Annotated in this window: 14 protein-coding genes; 9 read left to right on the forward strand and 5 right to left on the reverse strand. The window is 69.1% G+C overall.

The genetic code is table 11. The features are described from left to right. Positions 1-87: 87 nt before the first annotated feature. From HUA74_RS15340 to HUA74_RS15360, 5 genes are read left to right on the forward strand one after another with little or no spacing between them, the layout of a single operon-like run. Complete coding sequence (locus tag HUA74_RS15340) at positions 88-1401, forward strand: hydroxyacid-oxoacid transhydrogenase (protein WP_141640901.1); 1314 nt, start codon at positions 88-90, stop codon at positions 1399-1401. Positions 1402-1420: 19 nt separating this feature from the next. Further along, positions 1421-1855 (forward strand): thioesterase family protein, encoded by a 435-nt coding sequence (locus HUA74_RS15345; RefSeq protein WP_141640902.1) that lies wholly within the window; start codon positions 1421-1423, stop codon positions 1853-1855. Positions 1856-1865: 10 nt separating this feature from the next. Further along, positions 1866-2306: a hypothetical protein gene (locus HUA74_RS15350; protein WP_174455110.1), complete on the forward strand. Its 441-nt coding sequence runs from the start codon at positions 1866-1868 to the stop codon at positions 2304-2306. Continuing rightward, positions 2306-2764, forward strand: a complete 459-nt coding sequence (locus tag HUA74_RS15355; protein ID WP_174455111.1) for a hypothetical protein — start codon at positions 2306-2308, stop codon at positions 2762-2764. Before HUA74_RS15350 ends, HUA74_RS15355 begins: the two co-directional genes overlap by 1 nt. A gap of 2 nt (positions 2765-2766) precedes the next feature. Next, positions 2767-3225 carry a hypothetical protein gene (locus HUA74_RS15360; RefSeq protein ID WP_141640905.1) on the forward strand — a complete coding sequence of 153 codons (459 nt, stop codon included), beginning with the start codon at positions 2767-2769 and terminating at the stop codon, positions 3223-3225. Positions 3226-3269: 44 nt separating this feature from the next. On the opposite strand, the gene HUA74_RS15365 is transcribed toward HUA74_RS15360, so the two are convergent. After that, positions 3270-4715: an amidase gene (locus HUA74_RS15365; protein WP_174455112.1), complete on the reverse strand. Its 1446-nt coding sequence runs from the start codon at positions 4713-4715 to the stop codon at positions 3270-3272. Between the two features lie 106 nt (positions 4716-4821). Continuing rightward, the gene (locus HUA74_RS15370) at positions 4822-5175 is read right to left on the reverse strand and encodes a hypothetical protein (RefSeq protein ID WP_174455113.1); all 354 of its coding nucleotides are present in this window, start codon (positions 5173-5175) and stop codon (positions 4822-4824) included. A 356-nt stretch (positions 5176-5531) separates the two neighbouring features. Between HUA74_RS15370 and HUA74_RS15375 the strand changes: the two genes are divergently transcribed. The 3 genes from HUA74_RS15375 (at position 5532) to HUA74_RS15385 (ending at position 12408) form a co-directional block, all read left to right on the forward strand. Further along, positions 5532-7559: a membrane dipeptidase gene (locus tag HUA74_RS15375; protein WP_254625085.1), complete on the forward strand. Its 2028-nt coding sequence runs from the start codon at positions 5532-5534 to the stop codon at positions 7557-7559. Positions 7560-7627: 68 nt separating this feature from the next. After that, complete coding sequence (locus tag HUA74_RS15380; RefSeq protein ID WP_174455115.1) at positions 7628-10582, forward strand: DEAD/DEAH box helicase; 2955 nt, start codon at positions 7628-7630, stop codon at positions 10580-10582. Between the two features lie 38 nt (positions 10583-10620). Then, entirely contained in the window at positions 10621-12408 is a 1788-nt protein-coding gene (locus HUA74_RS15385; protein ID WP_174455270.1) for a DUF885 family protein, read from the forward strand. Here the strand turns inward: HUA74_RS15385 and HUA74_RS15390 are convergent, their stop codons facing one another. From HUA74_RS15390 to HUA74_RS15400, 3 genes are all read right to left on the reverse strand, one after another. After that, the gene (locus HUA74_RS15390; protein WP_174455116.1) at positions 12409-14148 is read right to left on the reverse strand and encodes a hypothetical protein; all 1740 of its coding nucleotides are present in this window, start codon (positions 14146-14148) and stop codon (positions 12409-12411) included. 157 nt (positions 14149-14305) lie between these two features. Further along, positions 14306-15589, reverse strand: coding sequence for a P1 family peptidase (locus HUA74_RS15395; RefSeq protein WP_174455117.1), 1284 nt, complete (start codon positions 15587-15589; stop codon positions 14306-14308). Positions 15590-15673: 84 nt separating this feature from the next. Continuing rightward, a complete protein-coding gene (locus HUA74_RS15400) occupies positions 15674-18424 on the reverse strand; it encodes a putative Ig domain-containing protein (protein ID WP_174455118.1) in 2751 nt (916 codons plus the stop codon). A 196-nt stretch (positions 18425-18620) separates the two neighbouring features. On the opposite strand from HUA74_RS15400, the gene HUA74_RS15405 reads away from it, so the two are divergent. Then, positions 18621-19634, forward strand: coding sequence for a hypothetical protein (locus tag HUA74_RS15405; RefSeq protein WP_174455119.1), 1014 nt, complete (start codon positions 18621-18623; stop codon positions 19632-19634). Positions 19635-19672 lie beyond the last annotated feature (38 nt).

Consider the following 19672-nt stretch of genomic DNA (forward strand, 5'->3'; position numbering starts at 1 on the left):
CCGCGAGCCCCTGGCGCTGGCGGATGTCGCCCGTTCTTCCTCCCACCCACGCTAGATTGCGGCTGCAACCGGCGTGGGAGGACTGTCATGGGCTTTGGTTGTTGCCACTACCAGTCGGTGGGCGAGGGGTGTGACTCCGCCTTCACGATGGATGCGTCGCGCGTCACCTTCGGTCGAGGCTGTCTGTCGGAGGTGGGCGAGCGGGCCCGGGCGCTCGGCATGAGACGCGTGGCGCTGTTCTCGGATGCGGGCGTGGCCCGACTGCCGCACTTCGAGAAGGTGCGCGCCTCGCTGCTCGCGGCCGGACTCGAGGTCGGCGTCTTCACGGACGTTCGCGTCGAGCCCACGGACCGCTCCTTCCTGGAGGCGGTGCGGTTCGCCGCGGACCTGCGCCCGGATGGCTACGTGTCACTCGGTGGCGGCTCCGTCATCGACACGTGCAAGGCGGCGAACCTCTATGCGACGTGGCCCTCCGACTTCCTGACCTACGTGAATGCCCCCGTGGGAGAAGGCAGGCCGGTGCCAGGTCCCCTCAAGCCCCACATCGCCTGCCCCACGACGTCGGGGACGGGCAGCGAGGTGACGGGCATCACCATCTTCGACCTGCTCTCGTTGGGCGCGAAGACGGGCATCGCCTCGCACGCGCTGCGTCCTACCGAGGCCCTGGTGGACCCGGACTGCACCGCGACGCTGCCGGGCGAGGTGGTGGCCGCCAGCGGCCTGGACGTGCTCTCCCACGCGCTGGAGTCCTATACGGCGCGACCCTATGTCCGCCGCCCCGCGCCTCCGCGACCCAGCCTGCGGCCCATGAGCCAGGGGGCCAACCCGTGGAGCGACCTGGGATGTCGCGAGGCCCTGCGGTTGATGGGGTTGTATCTGGAGCGCGGCGTGAAGGACGCGGGAGACCACGAGGCACGAGAGCAGTTGATGTGGGCGGCGACGCTGGCGGGCATCGCGTTCGGCAACGCGGGCGTGCATGCGCCCCACGGCATGGCCTACGCGGTGGCGGGGCTGGTGCGCGAGTTCAGGCCCACGGGTTATCCCCAGGACGAACCGCTCGTGCCCCATGGAATGGCGGTCATTCTCAACGCCCCTTCGGTGTTCCGGTACACGGCGGAAGAGAGTCCGGAGCGGCACCTGGAGGCCGCGACGTGGCTGGGCGCGGACGCGCGCGGCGCGGGGCCGAAGGACGCGGGCGAGGTGCTGGCGGACAAGCTCATCCGCATCATGCGCGCGGTGGGGATGCCGAACGGACTGGGCGGAGTCGGGTACACCGAGGCGGACGTGGCGGCGCTGACGGAGGGGGCCTTCCCCCAGCAGCGACTGTTGCAGAATGCTCCCCGCGAGATGTCGCGGCCCGTGTTGAGTGGGCTGTTCCAGCAGGCGCTGGGGTACTGGTAGTCATGGGGAGACTGAATCCGTGAGTGACGTCGAGACCGCCGAGCGCTATCGCTACTTCCTGCCCATCACCACACGGTGGATGGACAACGACGTCTACGGCCACATCAACAACGTCACGTACTACAGCTACTTCGACACGGTGGCGAACCACTTCCTCATCCAGGAGGGCGGGTTGGACATCCACGGCAGCTCCGTCATCGGGCTCGTCGTGGAGTCGAAGTGCCACTACCGCGCGCCGCTCGCCTATCCAGACGCGCTGCGGGCGGGGCTTCGGGTGGACAAGCTGGGCACGCGCTCGGTGACGTATGGGATTGGCATCTTCAAGGAAGGGGCGTCGGAAGCGGCGGCCCACGGGCACTTCGTCCACGTCTTCGTGGACCGCCAGACGCGCAAGTCCACGGCGATTCCCGAGCGACTGCGCGAGGCGCTTTCGCGACTGACCCTGGCGACTTAGGACCGAGCTCATGCACTCGCCCTTCCTCCAACTCCTGGTCAAGACGCATCCCTGGGGAGCCACGCTCCTGTTCGTCGTGGGGTTCGCGTCGGTCCTGCGCGTGGTGTCGTGGGTGAGTGGCTGGCATGGCCTCGCCAGGCAGTTCCGCGCGGACGGGCCCGCCCCGAGCGACATGCGGAACTTCACTTCGGGGAAGATCGGCTGGATCGACTACACGAACTGTCTTGCCGTGGGCGGCGATGCGCAGGGGCTCTACCTGGTGCCGAATCTCATCTTCCGACTCTTTCATCCCCCGCTGCGGATCCCCTGGTCGGAGATTCATGACAGGGAGGTCACGTCGTTCTTCTTCATGAAGCTCGACACGTTTCGGGCGGGGGAGCACTCCACCCGCATTCGGCTCCGGGCCGCCGTGACGGAATCCCTCGACTTCTACCTGCCCCCGGCGAACTGATGGAAACGCTGAGCATCACCTTCGACGCCCGGCATGAGCTCACAGGCGAGGTGGGTTCAGTGAAGTGTGGCCTCTGTGGAGTGGCCGCGCGGGGCCGGATGCTGGACCAGGGCGGATTGGCTCGGGGCTTTGGCTGGGATTGTCCGTGTGGCGCGTTGGGGATCCATGCGCCGCTGTATGACCTGGATGAGCTGTACCGCGACATCCTCGAGGCCTGGGGCTTGAAGCCTCGTGACCCGGACGTCTCGCCGCCGGCTCCGGTGGGCGAGTCCGGGCTGTTGTCCGCGGTGTATGTGGATGGGCCCGCGCTGCTCCGAGGCTTGTTCGCGGAGGCGCGGAGTCAGGGCGCCCAGGTGGCCTCCACGGAAGTGCTGGTCCGGCTCGTGGTGCCTGGGTTTTCGTCCCCTGCGTCCATCTGGGATGTGGTCTGGGCACGCGCGCCTCGGCAGGGAGAGTGACGATGATGGAGACACCCTCCGTGTTTCTGCTGGCCGCGACCTCCATTCCGCTCTGGTTGGGCATTCCGCTGTTTGTGGTGGGCCTGCTGGCGTTGGCGCTCTTCTCGTCGCTCAAGGGGGGCTGGTTCTGGCTCGCGCGGAGGTTTCGCACGGACGAACCCATGCCGAGGGGCGCCATCAGTGGTGTCACGGGGCGGATGGGTTGGGTCCATTACAGGAACTCGCTCACCGTGGGGGCGGACGAGGATGGCCTCTACATCTCGATGATTCCCGTCTTCATGCCCTTCCATCCTCCCCTGTTCATTCCCTGGTCGGAGATTCGAGAGCGAAAGCGGGAGACGCCGTTCCTCTCCGTCCTCACGAAGTTCGACAGGCTGGAGGTCGGCCCGAAGCGCACGGTGGTGCGCATCGAGAGCCTGGTCATGGACGGGCTCGGTCGATACCTGCCGCTCCCGCGCTGAGCCTCTCTTCCTTGAGAGGCCCAGCCCGCTCACTCAAGGGCGTGTCAGGCGTCCCGCGCCGCATGCACGGGAGGCCGGCGCACGGACCACGGACGTGCCTCCTCCAACTGTCCCGCGAGGCGGAACAACGTGGCCTCATCCGCGAAGCGGCTCACGAACTGGACGCCGATGGGCAACTCCTGCGCGTTCCAGTGCAGCGGCACGGACATCGCCGGCTGTCCTGTCACGTTGTAGAGCGCGGTGAAGGGAATCATCGAGAACACGTGGCGGTACCACTCGCCAGCGCTCATCGGCTTGTTGGAATCCATCGCGCCCAGCGGGTAGGGCGGCACCGCCGCCGTGGGCGTCAGCAGCAGGTCATGGTCCACGTAGAACGCGCCCACGGCGCGGCTGACCTGATTGAACACTCCCAGCGCTGCCTGGAGATCCGTCGCCTTCAGCGAACGGCCATGCTGCACCGCCGCCCAGGTGGTGGCCTCCAGCGTGTCCGGGCCCACGGGACGTCCCAGGGCCCCGCCCAGCATCCCCGCCAGGGCCGCGTTGGTCGAGGACCAGACCGTCACCATCGCCTCCACCAGCGCGGCGTCGTCATAGACGGGCGCTGCCTCGACGAGGTCGTGCCCCAGGGAGGCGCATAGCTTCGCGGCGTCCTCGACCGCCGCGACGTTGTCGGGGCTCACGGGCCCTCCGGACGCGGGCCTCCTCGAAATCGCGATGCGCAGCCGCCCCGGCTCCCGCCGGACCTCGTTGAGATAGGGCCGCTCCGGCGGCGGCGCGTAGTGCGGGTCGCCCACCGCGGGACCGTGGGTGGCATCCAGCATCGCAGCGCTGTCGCGGACCGAGCGCGTCACCACATGCTCCACGCCCAGGCCGTTGATGGCCTCTCCTGAATTGGGCCCCACGGAGTTGCGCCCGCGCGTGGGCTTCAGGCCGAACACTCCACAGAGGGCGGCGGGAATGCGCAGGGAGCCGCCGCCATCATTGCCATGGGCCACCGGGACGATGCCCGCCGCCACCGCCGCCGCCGAGCCTCCACTGGAGCCACCGGAGCTGCGTCCCAAATCCCATGGGTTGCGCGTGGGGCCATGCAGCACCGGCTCCGTCGTCGCGTTGTTGCCGAACTCCGGCGTGTTCGTCCGGCCCAGCAACACCACGCCCGTGCGGCGAAAGCGCTCCATCAACACGGAGTCGAACGGCAGCATCAGTCCGCGCGTCAGCCGACTCCCCAGGTCCGTCGGGACGCCCGCCGCATGCAACGCCAGGTCCTTGATGAGGAAGGGCACCCCGGTGAAAGGACCCTGGGGAAGCCCCGTCTGCACGGCGGCCCGCGCGTCCGCTTCCCGGACGTCGATGACCGCGTTCAGCTTCGGATTGACGCGGGCGATGGCCGCGAGCGCCGCTTGCGTCAGCTCCGTCGGAGTCACTTCCTTGCGACGCACCAGCTCCGCCAGCCCCATCGCGTCGTATCGCGTGTAGTCGTCCAGGTGCATAAGCCCTTGTGGCGCACCGGACCGCGGAACGCGTTCCAGGTGCGGCGCACGAGGATACCGCCTTGCCTCGGGCCGCCGCGAGGACGGCCCAAGGCGCACCTCGACTTCAGTACTGACAGGCGCGGGCTTCGCAGTAACCCTGTTGCCCCTTGCACACGCAGTCGGCGTCGTCGCTGCACCGCGTCAGCTCGCACCACGGGCCTCCACCGCCGCCACCACCACCAGGAAGGGTGTATCGACACCCATTGCTGACGCAGCTCACGCTGCTCGCGCCAGGGCACGCGGCCCAGCACTCGCTCACCGTCGAGCACCGGACCGCGACACAGACCAGACTCGCCGCGTCCTGGGGCTCGCTGGACTCGGGCGCGAGGACCTCGGTGGCGGTCGGCTCGGCGAAGACGGCCGTGGTGAAGGACAACAGGAGGGCGAGGCTCCACGGGAGGACACGGCGCAGGGACATGACTGCTCCTTCGAGACCCCGGCCGACCTCGCGCCAGTGCGGGACGCCATGGGCGAGGACAATCGTATCAGCATGGCTCTGGTAGCGCGGATGTGCGCCCGACCTACCGCACTGTGTCTGTTGTTCCGCTCCACGCCGTCAACCGGGTTCAGACGCGCCTGTCATTGGACCGACACCCCGGCGCCCGCCGCTTCCAGGCCGGCGACTCCTCGTGACGCACGGAGACGTCCCCTGAAACCACGGTCTCGAGGTGGGCGTGGATTGCTCGATATGCCCGTCGTGCGGGGAGTATCCTCCCGGGCGCGAAGGCGGAGCCGTCCGCCCCTGCATCCCAGAAGGAATCCCCCTCCATGTTCATGTCTCAGCACCGTCGGCGCCAGGGAGCCCTGGCCCTCCTTCCTCTCACCCTCTGTCTCGGGCTCGCGTGCGGCCCCGTGCAGGAGGGTGAGGCTCCCGTCGAGGTCGCCACCGAGGCCCAGACGCAGCCCCTGGCCGCGCCGGGCTTCGCGGAGCTGCACCACCACATGTTCGCGGAGGAGGCGTTCGGCGGCGGGTGGTTCCACGGCAGCCACACCGGCTCGCTGGTGAGCTGTGACGGTGGCCTGCCGGAGAGTGACCACGCCCGGGTGCGCATGGACCTGAGCAACCTGCTCAACCTCTGCCCCGGGGTGGACCTGAGCGGCAACCCGTTGCTCGCGGCGTTCTTTGGCCTGGGCGGCGCGGTGGGCTCGGAGTTCATCGGGAAGATCGAGGGCACCGAGGGCGACACGGGCATCCACCTGGGGCGCATGTCGGTGAACACGCAGTGGCCGCGCTGGGACACCATCGCGCATCAGCAGTCGTGGGAGGGGTGGCTGCGGCAGGCGCACCAGGGCGGCATGTCCCTGGTCATGGTGTCGCTGGTCAGCAACGAGTTCCTCTGCAAGGCATTGCCGTACCAGAACATCTCCCGGCCGTGTGACGAGATGGTGGACGTGGAGCTGCAGCTCCAGATGGCGCGGGCCTTCGACGCGCGCACCGACTGGGTGGAGATCGCCCTGACGCCGTCGCACGCGCGCAGCATCATCGCCTCGGGCAAGCTGGCCATGGTGCTCTCCATCGAGACGAGCAAGCTGTTCGGCACCAAGGACTGGCGCCTGGAGCTGGACCGCTTCCACGCCCTGGGCGTCCGCTCGCTCCAGCCGGTGCACCAGCTGGACAACCGCTTCGGCGGCGCGGCGCTGCACAACGCCATCTTCCAGGCCGCGCAGTTCACGGAGAACTGCCACATCGACACCGACTGCGGCGTGACGACGGACACGATGACGCTGGGCTTCGATGTGTACCGCGACGCGGCCGGCAACTGCCGCAACACCAAGGGCCTCACCGCGGACGGCAAGGCGCTGCTCCAGACGATGATGGGCAAGGGCATGCTCATCGACGTGGCCCACCTGTCGGAGAAGGGCCTCCAGGACGCCTTCGCCGTCGCCCAGGCGAACACCTACTACCCGCTGGTCATCTCCCACGGCCACTTCCGCGAGGTGATGAACCCGAAGCTCGCCGACGACGAGAAGACGACGCCCGCGTGGGTGGTGCGCTACCTGCGCCAGACGGGTGGTATCTTCGGCCTGCGCACCGCGCATGACGAGACGCGCGCGTACACGCGCTCCGGCGTCGCCAACAACTGCCATGGCTCCACGCGCTCGCTGGCCCAGGCCGTCGAGTTCGGTCGCCAGGGCCTCAAGGTCCCCATGGCCTTCGGCGCGGACCTCAACGGCTTCATCCAGCAGACGCGTCCGCGCTTCGGCAACAACGGCGCGTGCTCCGCGACGTTCCAGGCGGAGGCGGATGCGCACCTGCGTCAACAGAACGTCTCCGGCCCCGCGCGCCTGGGCACGGGCTTCGACGAGTTCGGCCTCGCGCACGTGGGCTACCTGCCTGACTTGCTGAAGGACCTGGGCCGCGTGGGCGCCAACACCACGGGGCTGTCCGGCTCGGCGGAGGCCTTCCTCAAGGTGTGGGAGCGCGCGTCCAACCCGCGCACGGGCATGGCGGACGCGGCGGCGGACATCGACACCGCGGGCGTGGCCTCCTACGTGGACAAGGGCACGCGCGAGGCCGCGTACCCGGTGCTGTGCGGCGAGCACTACGCGCCGGACTCCAAGGCGGTGGGCGAGTCCTGCCGCTTCAAGGAGGAGTGCGTCAGCGACGCATGCACCGCGTCCGGCTGCAACAGCGCGGGCACCTGCATCTGCGACCAGGAGACCGACTGCGCGAGCACCCAGTACTGCGGTTGGGGGCTCAACAGCGGCAAGTGTCAGCCGAAGAAGGCCAAGGGGGCAACGTGCCTGTATGGCAAGGAATGCCTGTCTAATACCTGCCGTTGGACGCTGACCTGCGGCTGAGCGGGGGAGCCGGGGTGCGCATCGCCGTTGCGCGGCGCACCCCGGGGGCGTAGGGAGTCGACACTCCCATGTCCGCATTCGCCAAGCTGCTCGAAGCCGTTCGGAAGGAAGCCCGCCCCGGTCTCTGGTCCAAAGGCGTGGGTCTCGCCCGTGACGGGGCCGTGGTCCTCCAGTCGAAGACGGACAGCGAGCTGGAGCTGAGGGTCCGCTCGGCGGGGCGCCCGGTCCCCTTCACGGTGGCCCTCTATCCCGCCGACGACGCCTGGGAGTGTGACTGCCCCAGCCTCGTGGACCCGTGTGAGCATGTCGTCGCGGCGGCCATCTCGCTCCAACAGGCGGAGCGGGAGGACGCGCCCATGCAGACGGCGGCGACCCGCTGGTCTCGCATCGCCTATCACTTCACGCGCACGGGGGACGGCCTCCAGCTCAAGCGCACGCTGGCCCACGCGGACGGCAAGGAAGAGGCGCTGGAGGGCAGCCTCACCTCGTACATCGCGAAGCCCGCGCAGGCCGCGAAGCTCCAGGTGGAGCAGGCGGACCTGCTCGCCGACCGCATCCTGGAGCAGCGCCGCACGCGCGGCACACTCAACCCGGAGACGCTCGACGCGTTGCTCAAGGTGCTGGTGCAGGCGCGCAACGTCCTGTTGGACGGTCGCCCCGTCGCCATCCCCGACGAGGTGGTGGTGCCCCGGGCGCTGGTCGAGGAGCGCGGCGGGCAGCTCGTGGTGACGGTGGCGCGCGACTCGCGCGTGTCCGAAGTCGTGAGCCCCGGCGTGGCCCGCGTGGGAGACGCGCTGGCCCGCATGGGTGAGACGGGCATGACGGGGCCGTGGCTCCAGAACCTCCCCATCATCCGCACGTACAGCGCGGAGAACCTCGGCGAGCTGACGTCGAAGGTGCTGCCGGAGCTGGGCCGCCGGATGCCGGTGGAGGTGCGCACGAAGCGTGTGCCGTCCATCGACCGCGAGCTCAAGCCGCGCATCCTGCTGGAGCTGAACCAGCTCGAGTCGGGCCTGTCCGTGCTTCCCACGCTCGTCTACGGCGCGCCGCCGACGGTGCGCATCGACAACGGGAAGATGGTGTACCTGCGCGGCGCGGTGCCGCTGCGCGACGAGGCGGTGGAGCAGCGGCTCATCCACGACCTCCGTGAGGAGCTGAACCTGGTGCCCGGACGTCGGGTGACGGTGCAGGGCCCGGAGATGGTGCGCTGGGCGGACCGGCTGCGACGGTGGGGCGGAGACCTGGCCGGTGACGGCGCGTCCGTGGTGAGTCCGGATGTGCGGCTGCGTCCATCGCTCTCGGTCGAGTCCGCGGGGGATGGCGCGGGAATCCCGCAGGTGCGCTTCACGCTCGAGTTCCAGGTGGAGGGGGGCAAGGGCGGCGAGGCCCGCTCGGTGGACGCGGCGGCCGTCGTCCGGGCCTGGCAGGAAGGGCTCGGGTTGGTCCCGCTGGTGGGGGGCGGCTGGGCGCCCTTGCCGCGCGCGTGGCTGGACAAGCATGGTCAGCGCGTGGCGGACCTGCTCGCCGCGCGTCAGCCGGACGGCCGCGTCTCCAACCACGCGCTGCCGCAGCTCTCCTCGCTGTGCGAGACGCTGGAGCAGCCGCCTCCTCCGGGCCTGGACAAGCTGGCGCCGCTCGTCGAGGGATTCGAGAAGCTGCCGCCGCCCGTGTTGCCGGAGGACCTCAACGCGTCCTTGCGTCACTACCAGCAGACGGGTGTGAGCTGGCTGGGCTTCCTCAAGAGCGCGGGCCTGGGCGGCATCCTCGCGGACGACATGGGTCTGGGAAAGACGCTGCAGACCATCTGCGTGTTGGGGCCGCGCTCGCTCGTCGTCTGTCCCACCAGCGTGCTGCCCAACTGGGTGGCGGAGCTCAAGCGCTTCCGTCCGTCGTTGAGCGTCTGCGTCTACCACGGCCCCGGCCGCGAGCTGGACCCGGCGGCCGACGTGACGCTCACCACGTACTCGATTCTGCGACTGGACGCGGCGGCGCTGGGCGCCAGGGAGTGGGCCGCCCTGGTGCTGGACGAGGCGCAGGCCATCAAGAACCCGGAGAGCCAGGTCGCGCGCTCCGCGTTCGGCCTCAAGTCCAACTTCCGGTTGGCGCTCAGCGGTACGCCGCTGGAGAACCGGCTGGACGAGCTGTGGAGCTTGATGCACTTCACCAACCCGGGCCTGCTCGGGGGACGGCGGCAGTTCGAGGAGAAGGTGTCGCGCCCCATCTCCGAGGGCAACGCGGCGGCCTCCGCGGACCTGCGCCGTCGCATCCGCCCCTTCGTGCTGCGCAGGCTCAAGCGGGACGTCGCGCCGGAGCTGCCCCCGCGCATCGAGTCGGTGATGCACGTGTCGCTGGATGAGCGCGAGCGCTCCATCTACGACTCGGTGATGGCGGCGACGCGCAAGGAAGTGGTCGCCCTGCTCAACGAGGGCGGCAGCGTGCTCAAGGCGCTGGAGGCGCTCCTGCGACTGCGACAGGCGGCGTGCCACCCGGCGCTCGTCCCCGGTCAGAAGGCGACCTCGTCGTCGAAGGTGGAGACGCTGGTGGACGCGCTCGATACCGCTGTGTCGGAGGGCCACAAGGCGCTCGTGTTCTCCCAGTGGACCTCGCTCCTGGACCTCATCGAGCCGGCGCTGAAGCAGGCGGGCATCGGGTTCGACCGGCTGGACGGCACCACGGTGAATCGCGGCGATGTCACCTCCCGCTTCCAGTCGGAGGACGGCCCGCCGGTGTTGCTCATGTCGTTGAAGGCGGGCGGCACGGGCTTGAACCTCACGGCGGCGGACCACGTCTTCCTGGTGGACCCGTGGTGGAACCCGGCCGTGGAGGCGCAGGCGGCGGACCGCGCGCACCGCATCGGTCAGGAGCGGCCCGTCAACGTGTACCGCCTGGTGTCCCAGGGCACCGTCGAGGAGCGCATCCTCGGACTCCAGGACAAGAAGCGCGCGCTGATTGAAGCGGCCTTGAGCGAGGCCGCCGGCGCCGCGGCCATCACCCGTGAAGACCTGCTGGAGCTGTTCTCGTGAAGTGGCTCCAACTCACCACCCTGGGAGTTCTCCTGATGATGTCCGTGGATGCCGAGGCGAAGAAGCCGGACGCGGCCAGCACGCTGCGTGCCCTCATCGAGCAGGATTGGCAGTACCAGCTCGAGCACAGTCCGACGTACGCGTCCGTGCAGGGCGACCGTCGCTGGAACGAGCGCTGGGATGACCTGAGCCTCGCGGCCATCCAGGCGGACCACCAGCACTCGCGACAGGTGCTGGAGAAGCTCAAGAAGGTGGAGCGCGCGCGGCTGTCCGCCGAGGAGCAGCTCAACCTGGACCTGTTCCGCAGGGACCACGAGACGTGGGTGGAGGAGCACCGCTTCGGCTGGTATCTGCTGCCCACGAATCAGATGGGAGGCATCCCCGAGGGCATCAAGCAGCCCCCTGGCGTGCAGACGGCCTACCAGCTCGCGGACACGCTGCGCTTCGAGACGGTGAAGGACTACGAGGACTGGCTCGTCCGGCTCCAGGGCTTCGGCACCTATGTGGACCAGGTGGTGGCGTTGATGCGCGAGGGTCTGCGCCTGAAGAAGGTGCATCCGCGCGTCATCCTCCAGCGCATCCCGCCTCAAATAGAGCGGCAGCTCGTGGAGGACCCGACGAAGAGCGGCTTCTACAGCCCCTTCCTGCGCTTCCCCGAGAAGCTCCCCGCCACGGAGCAGCAGCGTCTGGCGGAGGCGGGCCGGAAGGCCGTGCGCGAGGGCGTGGTGCCCGCGCTGCGGCGCTTCCACCAGTTCCTCACCGCCGAGTACCTCCCGGGCGCGCCCGAGGCCGTGGGCGTCTGGCAGCTTCAGGACGGCGTGGAGATGTATGGCTTCTTCGCGCGCAAGTACACGACCACCGCGCTGACGCCGGAGCAGATCCACACCCAGGGGTTGGCGGAGGTGAAGCGCATCCGAGGGGAGATGGAGGCCATCATGAAGCGGACGGGCTTCCAGGGCTCGCTCGCGGAGTTCTTCCAGTTCCTGCGCACGGACCCGCGCTTCTACGCCCGCACCGGCGACGAGCTGCTGATGCGCTACCGGGCCCTGTCCAAGCGGATTGACCCGCTGCTGGTGCGCCTGTTCAAGACGCTGCCGCGCCAGCCCTACGCGGTGGAGGCGACACCGGAGGCCATGGCCCCCGACGTGACGACGGGCTTCTATTACCCGGCGGCCTCGGACGGCTCGCGTCCCGGCACGTACCTGGTGAACCTCTACCGTCCGGAGACGCGCCCGCTCTGGGAGATGGTGCCCCTCACGCTGCACGAGGCGGTGCCCGGACATCACCTCCAGACGGCCCTGGCCACCGAGCAACTGGGGCTGCCTGAGTTCCGTCGCTACGGCTACTACGTGGCCTATGGCGAGGGCTGGGCGCTGTACTGCGAGACGCTGGGGGACGAGCTGGGCCTCTACGCGGACCCCTACGACAAGTTCGGCCAGCTCTCCTATGACATGTGGCGCGCCGTCCGCCTCGTCGTGGACACCGGCATGCATGTGAAGCAGTGGACGCGCCAGCAGGCCCTCGACTACTTCATGGAGAACGCGCCCCGCCAGGCGTTGGACATCACCAACGAGGTGGACCGCTACATCGCCTGGCCCGGGCAGGCGCTCGCGTACAAGGTGGGGCAGCTCAAGATTCAGGAGCTGCGCACGCGCGCCGAGCAGGCGCTGGGCTCGCGCTTCGACGTGCGCGAGTTCCACGACGTGGTGCTGCTCGGGGGCTCGCTGCCGCTGGACGTGCTCGAGCGCAAGGTCGACGCGTGGGTGGCGGGACAGCAGCCCTCCGCCGGGAAGCAGGGGGCTTCGTCCCACGCACCGGCGCCGTAGCTACTTGCCGCGCTTCACCGTGGCCCGCACCAGTTGTTTGATGGCGCGGTGGGCACGCGGGCCACCGGCCTTGATGAGGCGGTCATTCAGGTCGTCCACCAGCCGGTGGCGCAGCGGGGGCTCGGTGGTGAGCAGGGCCTCGTAGCTGGCCCGCAGCTCCTCCTCCCGCTCCGCGAAGGCGCGCAGCTCCTGCTCGCGCGCGGCGAGTTGCTCACGCAGGGAGAACAATTCCTCCCGCTCCTCCTCGCGCGCGGCGAGCCGTGCCCTCAGGGTGTGCAGCTCCAACTGCTCCGCCTCCCACCGCGTGCGCTGCTGCTCCAGCTCCCGCAGCCGGGCCTCCGTGGCCTCGCCGCGCTCGAGCAGCGCCTGGTGGCGCGCCTCCGCTTCCCTCGCGGCGGCCTGGGCCGCCTGCGCATCCTCGGCCCGCTGGAGCCGCGCCTGCTGGAGCTCCTGGCGGAAGTCCTCCATCCACAGGGACGCGCGCGACACCCAGCTCACGTCCGGCGTCGGCAGCTCCAGGCTGACCGCCAGTCGCTCCAGCCACTCGCGGCGCAGCGCCCGCTGGCTTTCGATGTACTCCGTGCCTCGGGCCAGGGACTGGCTCCAGTCGCTCGAAAGGAACTCCGCGAGCGAACCCTCCGTCTCCGCGAGCCCCGCCTTCTTCTGGCGGTAGTAGTCGTTGAAGGCGAACAGGTGGGTGGGCACTCCGGCGACCTTGCCCAGCAACGTGACGTGGTAGGACGAGGCGAAGAGCACCTCGCCCTGCTGGATTTGCTCGACGGCCTGATGCAGTCGTCCCTGGAAGAGCAGGCCCACCAGGTCGATGACGTCCGCGCGAGGGAAGTACTCCGGGAAGGACGTCTTGCGCATGGCCGCGACGCTGTCCTCCACCACGGGCCGCTCATCGATGTACGCGTTGAGGACGACGGGCGAGGCGTCCTCTCCGAATCGCGCCCGCAGCGCCTGGAGCTGCCCGTTCATCAACGTGGTGGGCGTGGGCATCAGCGCCGGGTCCTCTCCCACGTTCGTGTAGACATACGTGGAGAGGTTCATGTGCAGCGCGAAGCGTCCGGCGCCAGGCGTGCGGGGTTCGCCGCGTGAGGCCTGCGCGCCCGCGCGGTCCAGCTCCTCCAGCGCGTCGTCTCCAGACAGGCGCGCTTCCAGGCCGCAAGCGACGAGGGCCTCGGTGGACTCCGGATCCCTGCAACCGACGAGCGCCGGCTGCCACTGCCGCGCATGCGCCGCGAGGCGGCCGGCGAACTCCGGCCCCACCTGGAGTCCCGACAGGACGTAGTGGCCCGGCAGCCACGCGCGGAGCACCGTCTCGATGAGCTCCAGCATGGAGTCCCCCCAGCGCCCGTTGAAGTACCCGCCGCCGTAGACGTGCAGGCGGCAGGGCCCCCGAAGCAGGAGCGGGGACACGGGCTCCAACCCCAGGCTCCTCGCCGAGCGGTCCGCCTCCTCCCAGGGCGCGCCCGAGAAGAAGACGAAGTCCTCCGTGCCGAGCACCGCGGGAAGTTGTTTCAGGGACTGCGGGTCCGTCACCCTGCCCAGCTCATGCAGGGAGGCCACGACCGCTGACTCCTGGCGCGCGCGGTGCCAGCGGACAACCCCTTGCAGCATGAGGATGTCCCCGAAGTTCCAGTAACCGTTAAATCCTCCAGCGAGGAGGACTTTTGGCAGCTCGGGGGAGTTGAGCTTCTTCAGGGTGGTGGGCGTCGCGAAGAAGGAGAAGCGCATCCTCGTTTCTTAATCACGGACGTCACGACGTCGTCACGCCCAACCGACGTGTCGACAGATGACAGTGTTCCGTTTCACAGAGGCCGAGGCTCGGCCGTCCGCCTGTCTTGAATGTTTCGCGCGCACCTCCGAGCACACTCCTGTCTCGGGCCTGGACTCATCGGCCGGATTTGCCTGCCGGGGGCCGCTTGGATTTGGGCGCGGGCGTGAGCCGTCCGTATTTCTTCAGGGCCTTCACCAGTCCGTCCGGGGGCAGGCCGTAGACGCGGATGTTGTCCGCGCCCGTCATGGTGTCGGAGGCGAGCATCGCGTTGAGGATGGCTTCCTGTGTGGCCTGGACCGTGGCCTCGAAGAGGGGATTGAGTCTGTCGTTGCTGAGCACCGCGACGTTGGCGGGACGCTCCTGGGCCGCGGGCTTGAGGCTCTGCGTGGAGAACGCGAGGAAGATGTCTCCCGAGTAGTTCTCACCCAGTCCGCCCATCTTCGCGATGCCCAGCGGCACGCGCCGCGCGAGCCGTCCGAGCTGGTGGGGCAGCAGGGGGGCATCCGTCGCGACGATGATGATGATGGAGCCCGCGCCCTCGAAGGGAGTGGGCACCGCGGGCGGACCGCCGGTGGCGCCGCAGGACGTCAGGGAGCCCATCATCGGGCTGCCGGGCTTCTGCGTGCCGAGATAGCAGGGCTTGTGGTCCGCCAGCTCCTCGCCGACGGGAACGCCCTCCACGGAGAAGAGGCGTCGCGAGCCGTAGTTGCACTGCACCAGCACGCCCAGGGTGTAGCCGCCCGCGGACTCCGGCAGCTTGCGCGAGGCGGTGCCGATACCGCCCTTGAAGCCGTGGCACACCATGCCGGTGCCGCCTCCGACGGAGCCCTCCAGCATGGGGCCCGGGCGTGCGGACTCGAGTGCCTGGATGGCGTGCGACGGCTTGACGTGGAAGCCATAGAGGTCGTTCAGCATCCCGTCCCAAGTCTCCGCCACCACGGGCAGCCCCAGGTCCCACGCGAGGTCCTTGCCCATCGCCCAGGAGATGACGCCCTCGCGCACCGCGCCGATGTCGTTGGTGTTGGTAATCATCACCGGGCCATTGAGTTCACCGGACTCCTGAATCCAATGGGTGCCTGTCATCTCACCGTTGCCATTGAGGGCGTAGATGGCGGCGAACACCGGCTCCGCGACGCCGTCCCTGCCACGGGGCAGCACCGCCGTGACACCGGTGCGCATGGGGCCCTTTCCGGGCTCGATGCGCCCCTCGCCGGAGATGAGCGTCGTATGGCCCACCTCCACGCCGGGCACATCGGTGATGGCGCCGAGCGGACCTGACTGGCCACCGAAGGTGATGCCCAGGTTCCTGGCGCGGGGGCGGGCGCGCTCGGTCTGGGCGGCGCCGAGCGAGGGAGTCACCAACAGGCAGAGCAGCACGGAGGAGAGCAGGGTGCGCATGCCCCGCTTCCTACTCCTCCCCGCACCGTTCGTGTAGCCAGGATGCGAGAGCGCCCGGGGATTCCCGAGCGCCTTCGCGGTGCGTCAGAACGCGGTGCCGTCCGCGCGCAACCCCGGGGACGAGGTGAGGCAGGAGGGCAGCGACGTGTGCCGCACGAAGGCCCCGTTCGGGTCCGCATCCGGGGAGCGGTTGTCGGACACATTGTCAGCGGGAGAGACGTAGCTGTACGTGTCCACGTCGGTGTTGTCCGCCTTGCGCAGGCGCACGGTGTCGCCATCGTTGCTCAGTCCGAGCGCTCCACTGGAGGCCCTCACCGCGTTCGTCCTGCCCGGAGGGATGCCCGCGGCCCCTCCGAAGACGACCACGGCCTTGCCCGCGCCCAGCGTGGTTCCGGCCGGGAAGACATGGCGCGAGAGGGCGGAGTCCCACACGCTCCATCCCGAGATATCCACGGCGACGGCGCCGACGTTGACCAGCTCCACGAACTCATAGGCGGGGTTGTTGTTGCCGTTGACGGCGGGCTCGTTGGCGAGCACCTCGTTGATGATGACGCGGCTGGCGCCCTGGACGATGGTCACCGGCGCGTCGCTCTCGTCGAAGAGGGTGGCGTTCGACGTGTCCACCACCCGCACGAGCGTGTTCGTGGAGGAGAGGGCGGGCAACGTCCACGCATGACTGCCCTGGACGGCGGGCACCGAGGCGGCCAGCACGCTCCACGTCGTGCCACCATCGGTGGTGGCTTCCACGCGCACGTCACCGACACCCCAGGCATGCCACCGGATGTGGAGCACGGAGCCGGCGAGGAAGGTGCCTCCGTGGGGGTCCTTGAGCCGCACGAACGGCTCCGGCGCGGAGCTGAACGCATACGTGCTGACGACAGGGCGGTGGTCGCTCAAGGTGTTCAAGTAGTCGGGCACCCACTCGTCCGCGTAGATGACCTCGGCGGAGCTCGGGACATAGCGGGCGGCCACCTCGTTGCTGGCCAGCGTGTGGTCCACCATGTTCTCGAAGCCGATGGACGTGTCGTCGCCCGCCAGCGACAGCTCACGGGTGATGAAGGTGTAGCCGTTCGGGTCCGACACGAAGTTCTGGTACGGCGTGAGCATGGGCTGCTGGGTGCCGGGGTCCAGGGTGATGGACTCGTCCACGTCGTCGTTCCAGTCGCCCAGGACGAGCACGTGCTCGTTGGACAGGTTCTGGTCCAGGTACTCCTTCAGCGCGGCGCTCGCGCGCTCACGGGTGGCGCGGGGGCTGGTGTCGACGCCGTTCTCCGCGCGCATGTGGACCACGATGACGACGAGCGGCGTCTGCGTGCCCTGGATTTCGGTGGTGAAGTTCACGCGCAGGGGCGGGCGGTTTCCGAAGTCGCTCTCGCTGCCCACGCGGAGCAGCTCCGCGCTCTGGAAGGTGAGCGTGCTGTCGTAGAGGATGCCCAGCTTCTGCGTGGTGCCGCCGTACGGAGAGGTGCTGCCCGTGACGTAGTTGGCGTTGTTGGAGAGAAAGCCGCTGAAGCCCGGGAGCTGGGCCTTGAGGGTGTCGAAGTCGACGACGTCGACCATCTCCACCATGCCCCACAGGTTGGCGCCCGCCTGGAGCATGACGTCGCGCGCGGAGGCAATCTGCAGGTCATCCAGCGCGCCGCCCTGCGACGTCGAGTTCACGGGACCCTGCGTGTCGGAGCCGAAATAGGTGAGGTTGTAGTGGCCCACCTTGAAGACCGGCGGGCTGAAGCTGGAGATGGTCAGCACCAGGCTCCGCGAAGCCGTGCGGTCCGTGGAGTCCGTCGCCGTGACGATGAGGTCGAACGTTCCCTGCACGGTGGGCGTCCCGGAGAGGACACCCTCCGAGGACAGCGTGAGGCCATCTGGCAGCGCGCCCATCGTGACGGCCCAGCTCAGGGGCTCGACGCCTCCGGTGGCCGCGAGGGTGGACTGGTAGGCCGCATCCCGGGTGGCTCCGGGCAGTGAAGCGGTGGTGACGCTGAAGGCGGTGAGGACGGTGAGCTGGGTGGCATACTGCGCCTGCCTTCCATTGGCGTCCGTCGCCGAGACGACGAAGCTGAACTGGCCCGCCTCGGTGAAGGTTCCCTGGAGGAGTCCCTGCGCCGACAGCGTCAGGCCGGGCGGCAGGTCTCCCACGCGCGCGAAGGTGATGGGGGCCTTGCCGCCGACGACGGTCAGCGTGAGCGAGACGCTCTCGCCGACTTCATGGGATGAGAGCTGGAACTGCACGATGCGAGGACGCGCGTAGACGGAGAGGGCGAGGTCGGCGGTGTCGCTCGCGCCCGAGGCGTCCCGCACGCGCACGGTGAAGGTCGCATCACCGGCCGCCGAGGGTGTGCCGGCGAGGGAGCCGTTGGTGCCGAGCGTGAGGCCCGCGGGCAGTGCTCCGGCGGTGACGTCCCAGGTCAGGGGCGCGAGTCCACCGCTCGCAGACAGGGCGAGCGAGTAGGGATCACCCGTGTATGTGTCCGCCAGGGTCTCCGTGAGGACGACGGGAGGCGTGGTCGAGCCACCGTCCGTGTCGGGGCCCGCGTCCGGAACGAACCCACCATCCAGGTCGGGGCCGCTGTCTGGAGTGAAGCCGCCATCCGTGTCGGGGCCGCTGTCTGGAGTGAAGCCGCCATCCGTGTCGGGGCCACCGTCGAGCGTGGGGCCCGCATCTGTGTCGGGGCCACCATCCAGGGGTGGGCCACCGTCAGGGTCTCCGTCGTGTCCAGGGCCGGCATCCGTCTTGGTTCCGCTGTCCACGGGCCCGGGTGTGGGGTCGGAATCCGAGCAGGCGGTGAACAGGAAGAGGACGAGCAGCGGCGCGACTGCGCGATGCGACAACATGAAGGACTCCGAAGCAGGGAACGAAGCGCGCGGGGGGGCCTGGAATCCTAGCGCAGGAGCCCGTCGCGCATGCGGGTGGGTTGATGGGAGAGGGCGTCAGGTCGTCTCCGCGCCCGGCGTCCGACGCCTCGAAACCGGCCCCCCGGCACACGGTTCCTGGAGCTGGCCCCTCGGCTCCCTGCGCGAAAGAAACCCCATGACCGAGCGTGAGTTGACGCATCTCGAGGTGCCGTGTTTCGTCGACTTTTCCGAGGCCCTCTCGGGTCGGGAGTTGATGGCCCAAGGCGTCGGACCCGACTTCGACCTGTGGCTCCTGGCCCTGGAGGGAGAACGGGACGACCGGGAGAAGGTCGCACCGGGCCTCCCATCCTTCGCGAAGTCGCTGGCGGATGTGCCGCAGACCTACGAGGTCCTGCGCTTCTCTTCGCCGGATGCTCCGCCCGAGTGCGTCCGCTTGCCGCCCAACCGACGCAACTTCCATTTCGTGCAGCCCCTGCCGGAGGGCGAGCTGCTGCTGGTGGGCGGCCGTTGCGGCTACCTCGACAAGGACGCGCACGAACGCAACGCGGTGGTCTATTCCCGCGACGGGCGTGTGACGCGTGAACTCACCCTCGGCGATGGCATCCAGGACGTGCAGGCCACCGCCGACGGGCGCCTGTGGGTGAGCTACTTCGACGAAGGCGTGCTCGGCAATCGAGGGTGGGGGCGCGGGGATATCGACAGCGAGCCGATTGGACGAAGCGGGTTGGTCCTCTTCGATGCGCGGGGCCAGCGCCTCAGTGAGTACGACGCGAAGGCCGTGGGCACCGATGTCATCGTCGACTGCTACGCGCTCAACGTCGCCTCCAATGACGAGATGTGGCTGTACTTCTACACGGACTTTCCCCTGGTCCGCCTGCGCACGGGGGGCCGGCCCGCTGTCTGGAAGACGCCTGTCACAGGGGCGAGCGCGCTCGCCGTGGGGGCGACGCACGTGTTGTTCGGAGGCTCCTATTCGGCGCGCTCAACCTTCGAGTTGTTCGTCCTGCACGGTGGCCGCGAGGAGGCGCTGACTCCGGCGGGCACCTTCGTCTTCGTGGACCCGGACGGTACCCGGTGGCAGCCGACCTGGATGTGCGGGCGCGGTCCCTGGCTCTACGGTGGAGAAGGCACTCGCGCCTTTCGCATCGACCTCGACACGCTCATCGCCTCGACCCGGGTCTGGCACTGAATGCTCCTGCCACTCTCGACGACCCATTCCCCCGCGAC

The organism is Myxococcus sp. CA051A, from assembly GCF_013336705.1.
GTDB classification, from domain to species: domain Bacteria; phylum Myxococcota; class Myxococcia; order Myxococcales; family Myxococcaceae; genus Myxococcus; species Myxococcus llanfairpwllgwyngyllgogerychwyrndrobwllllantysiliogogogochensis.

Coding starts and splice junctions, on each gene's coding strand:
- HUA74_RS15340 (WP_141640901.1), top strand. CDS start 88: ATGGGCTTTGGTTGTTGCCACTACCAGTCGGTGGGCGAGGGGTGTGAC.
- HUA74_RS15350 (WP_174455110.1), top strand. CDS start 1,866: ATGCACTCGCCCTTCCTCCAACTCCTGGTCAAGACGCATCCCTGGGGA.
- HUA74_RS15355 (WP_174455111.1), top strand. CDS start 2,306: ATGGAAACGCTGAGCATCACCTTCGACGCCCGGCATGAGCTCACAGGC.
- HUA74_RS15360 (WP_141640905.1), top strand. CDS start 2,767: ATGATGGAGACACCCTCCGTGTTTCTGCTGGCCGCGACCTCCATTCCG.
- HUA74_RS15365 (WP_174455112.1), bottom strand. CDS start 4,715: ATGCACCTGGACGACTACACGCGATACGACGCGATGGGGCTGGCGGAG.
- HUA74_RS15370 (WP_174455113.1), bottom strand. CDS start 5,175: ATGTCCCTGCGCCGTGTCCTCCCGTGGAGCCTCGCCCTCCTGTTGTCC.
- HUA74_RS15375 (WP_254625085.1), top strand. CDS start 5,532: ATGTCTCAGCACCGTCGGCGCCAGGGAGCCCTGGCCCTCCTTCCTCTC.
- HUA74_RS15380 (WP_174455115.1), top strand. CDS start 7,628: ATGTCCGCATTCGCCAAGCTGCTCGAAGCCGTTCGGAAGGAAGCCCGC.
- HUA74_RS15385 (WP_174455270.1), top strand. CDS start 10,621: ATGTCCGTGGATGCCGAGGCGAAGAAGCCGGACGCGGCCAGCACGCTG.
- HUA74_RS15390 (WP_174455116.1), bottom strand. CDS start 14,148: ATGCGCTTCTCCTTCTTCGCGACGCCCACCACCCTGAAGAAGCTCAAC.
- HUA74_RS15395 (WP_174455117.1), bottom strand. CDS start 15,589: ATGCGCACCCTGCTCTCCTCCGTGCTGCTCTGCCTGTTGGTGACTCCC.
- HUA74_RS15400 (WP_174455118.1), bottom strand. CDS start 18,424: ATGTTGTCGCATCGCGCAGTCGCGCCGCTGCTCGTCCTCTTCCTGTTC.
- HUA74_RS15405 (WP_174455119.1), top strand. CDS start 18,621: ATGACCGAGCGTGAGTTGACGCATCTCGAGGTGCCGTGTTTCGTCGAC.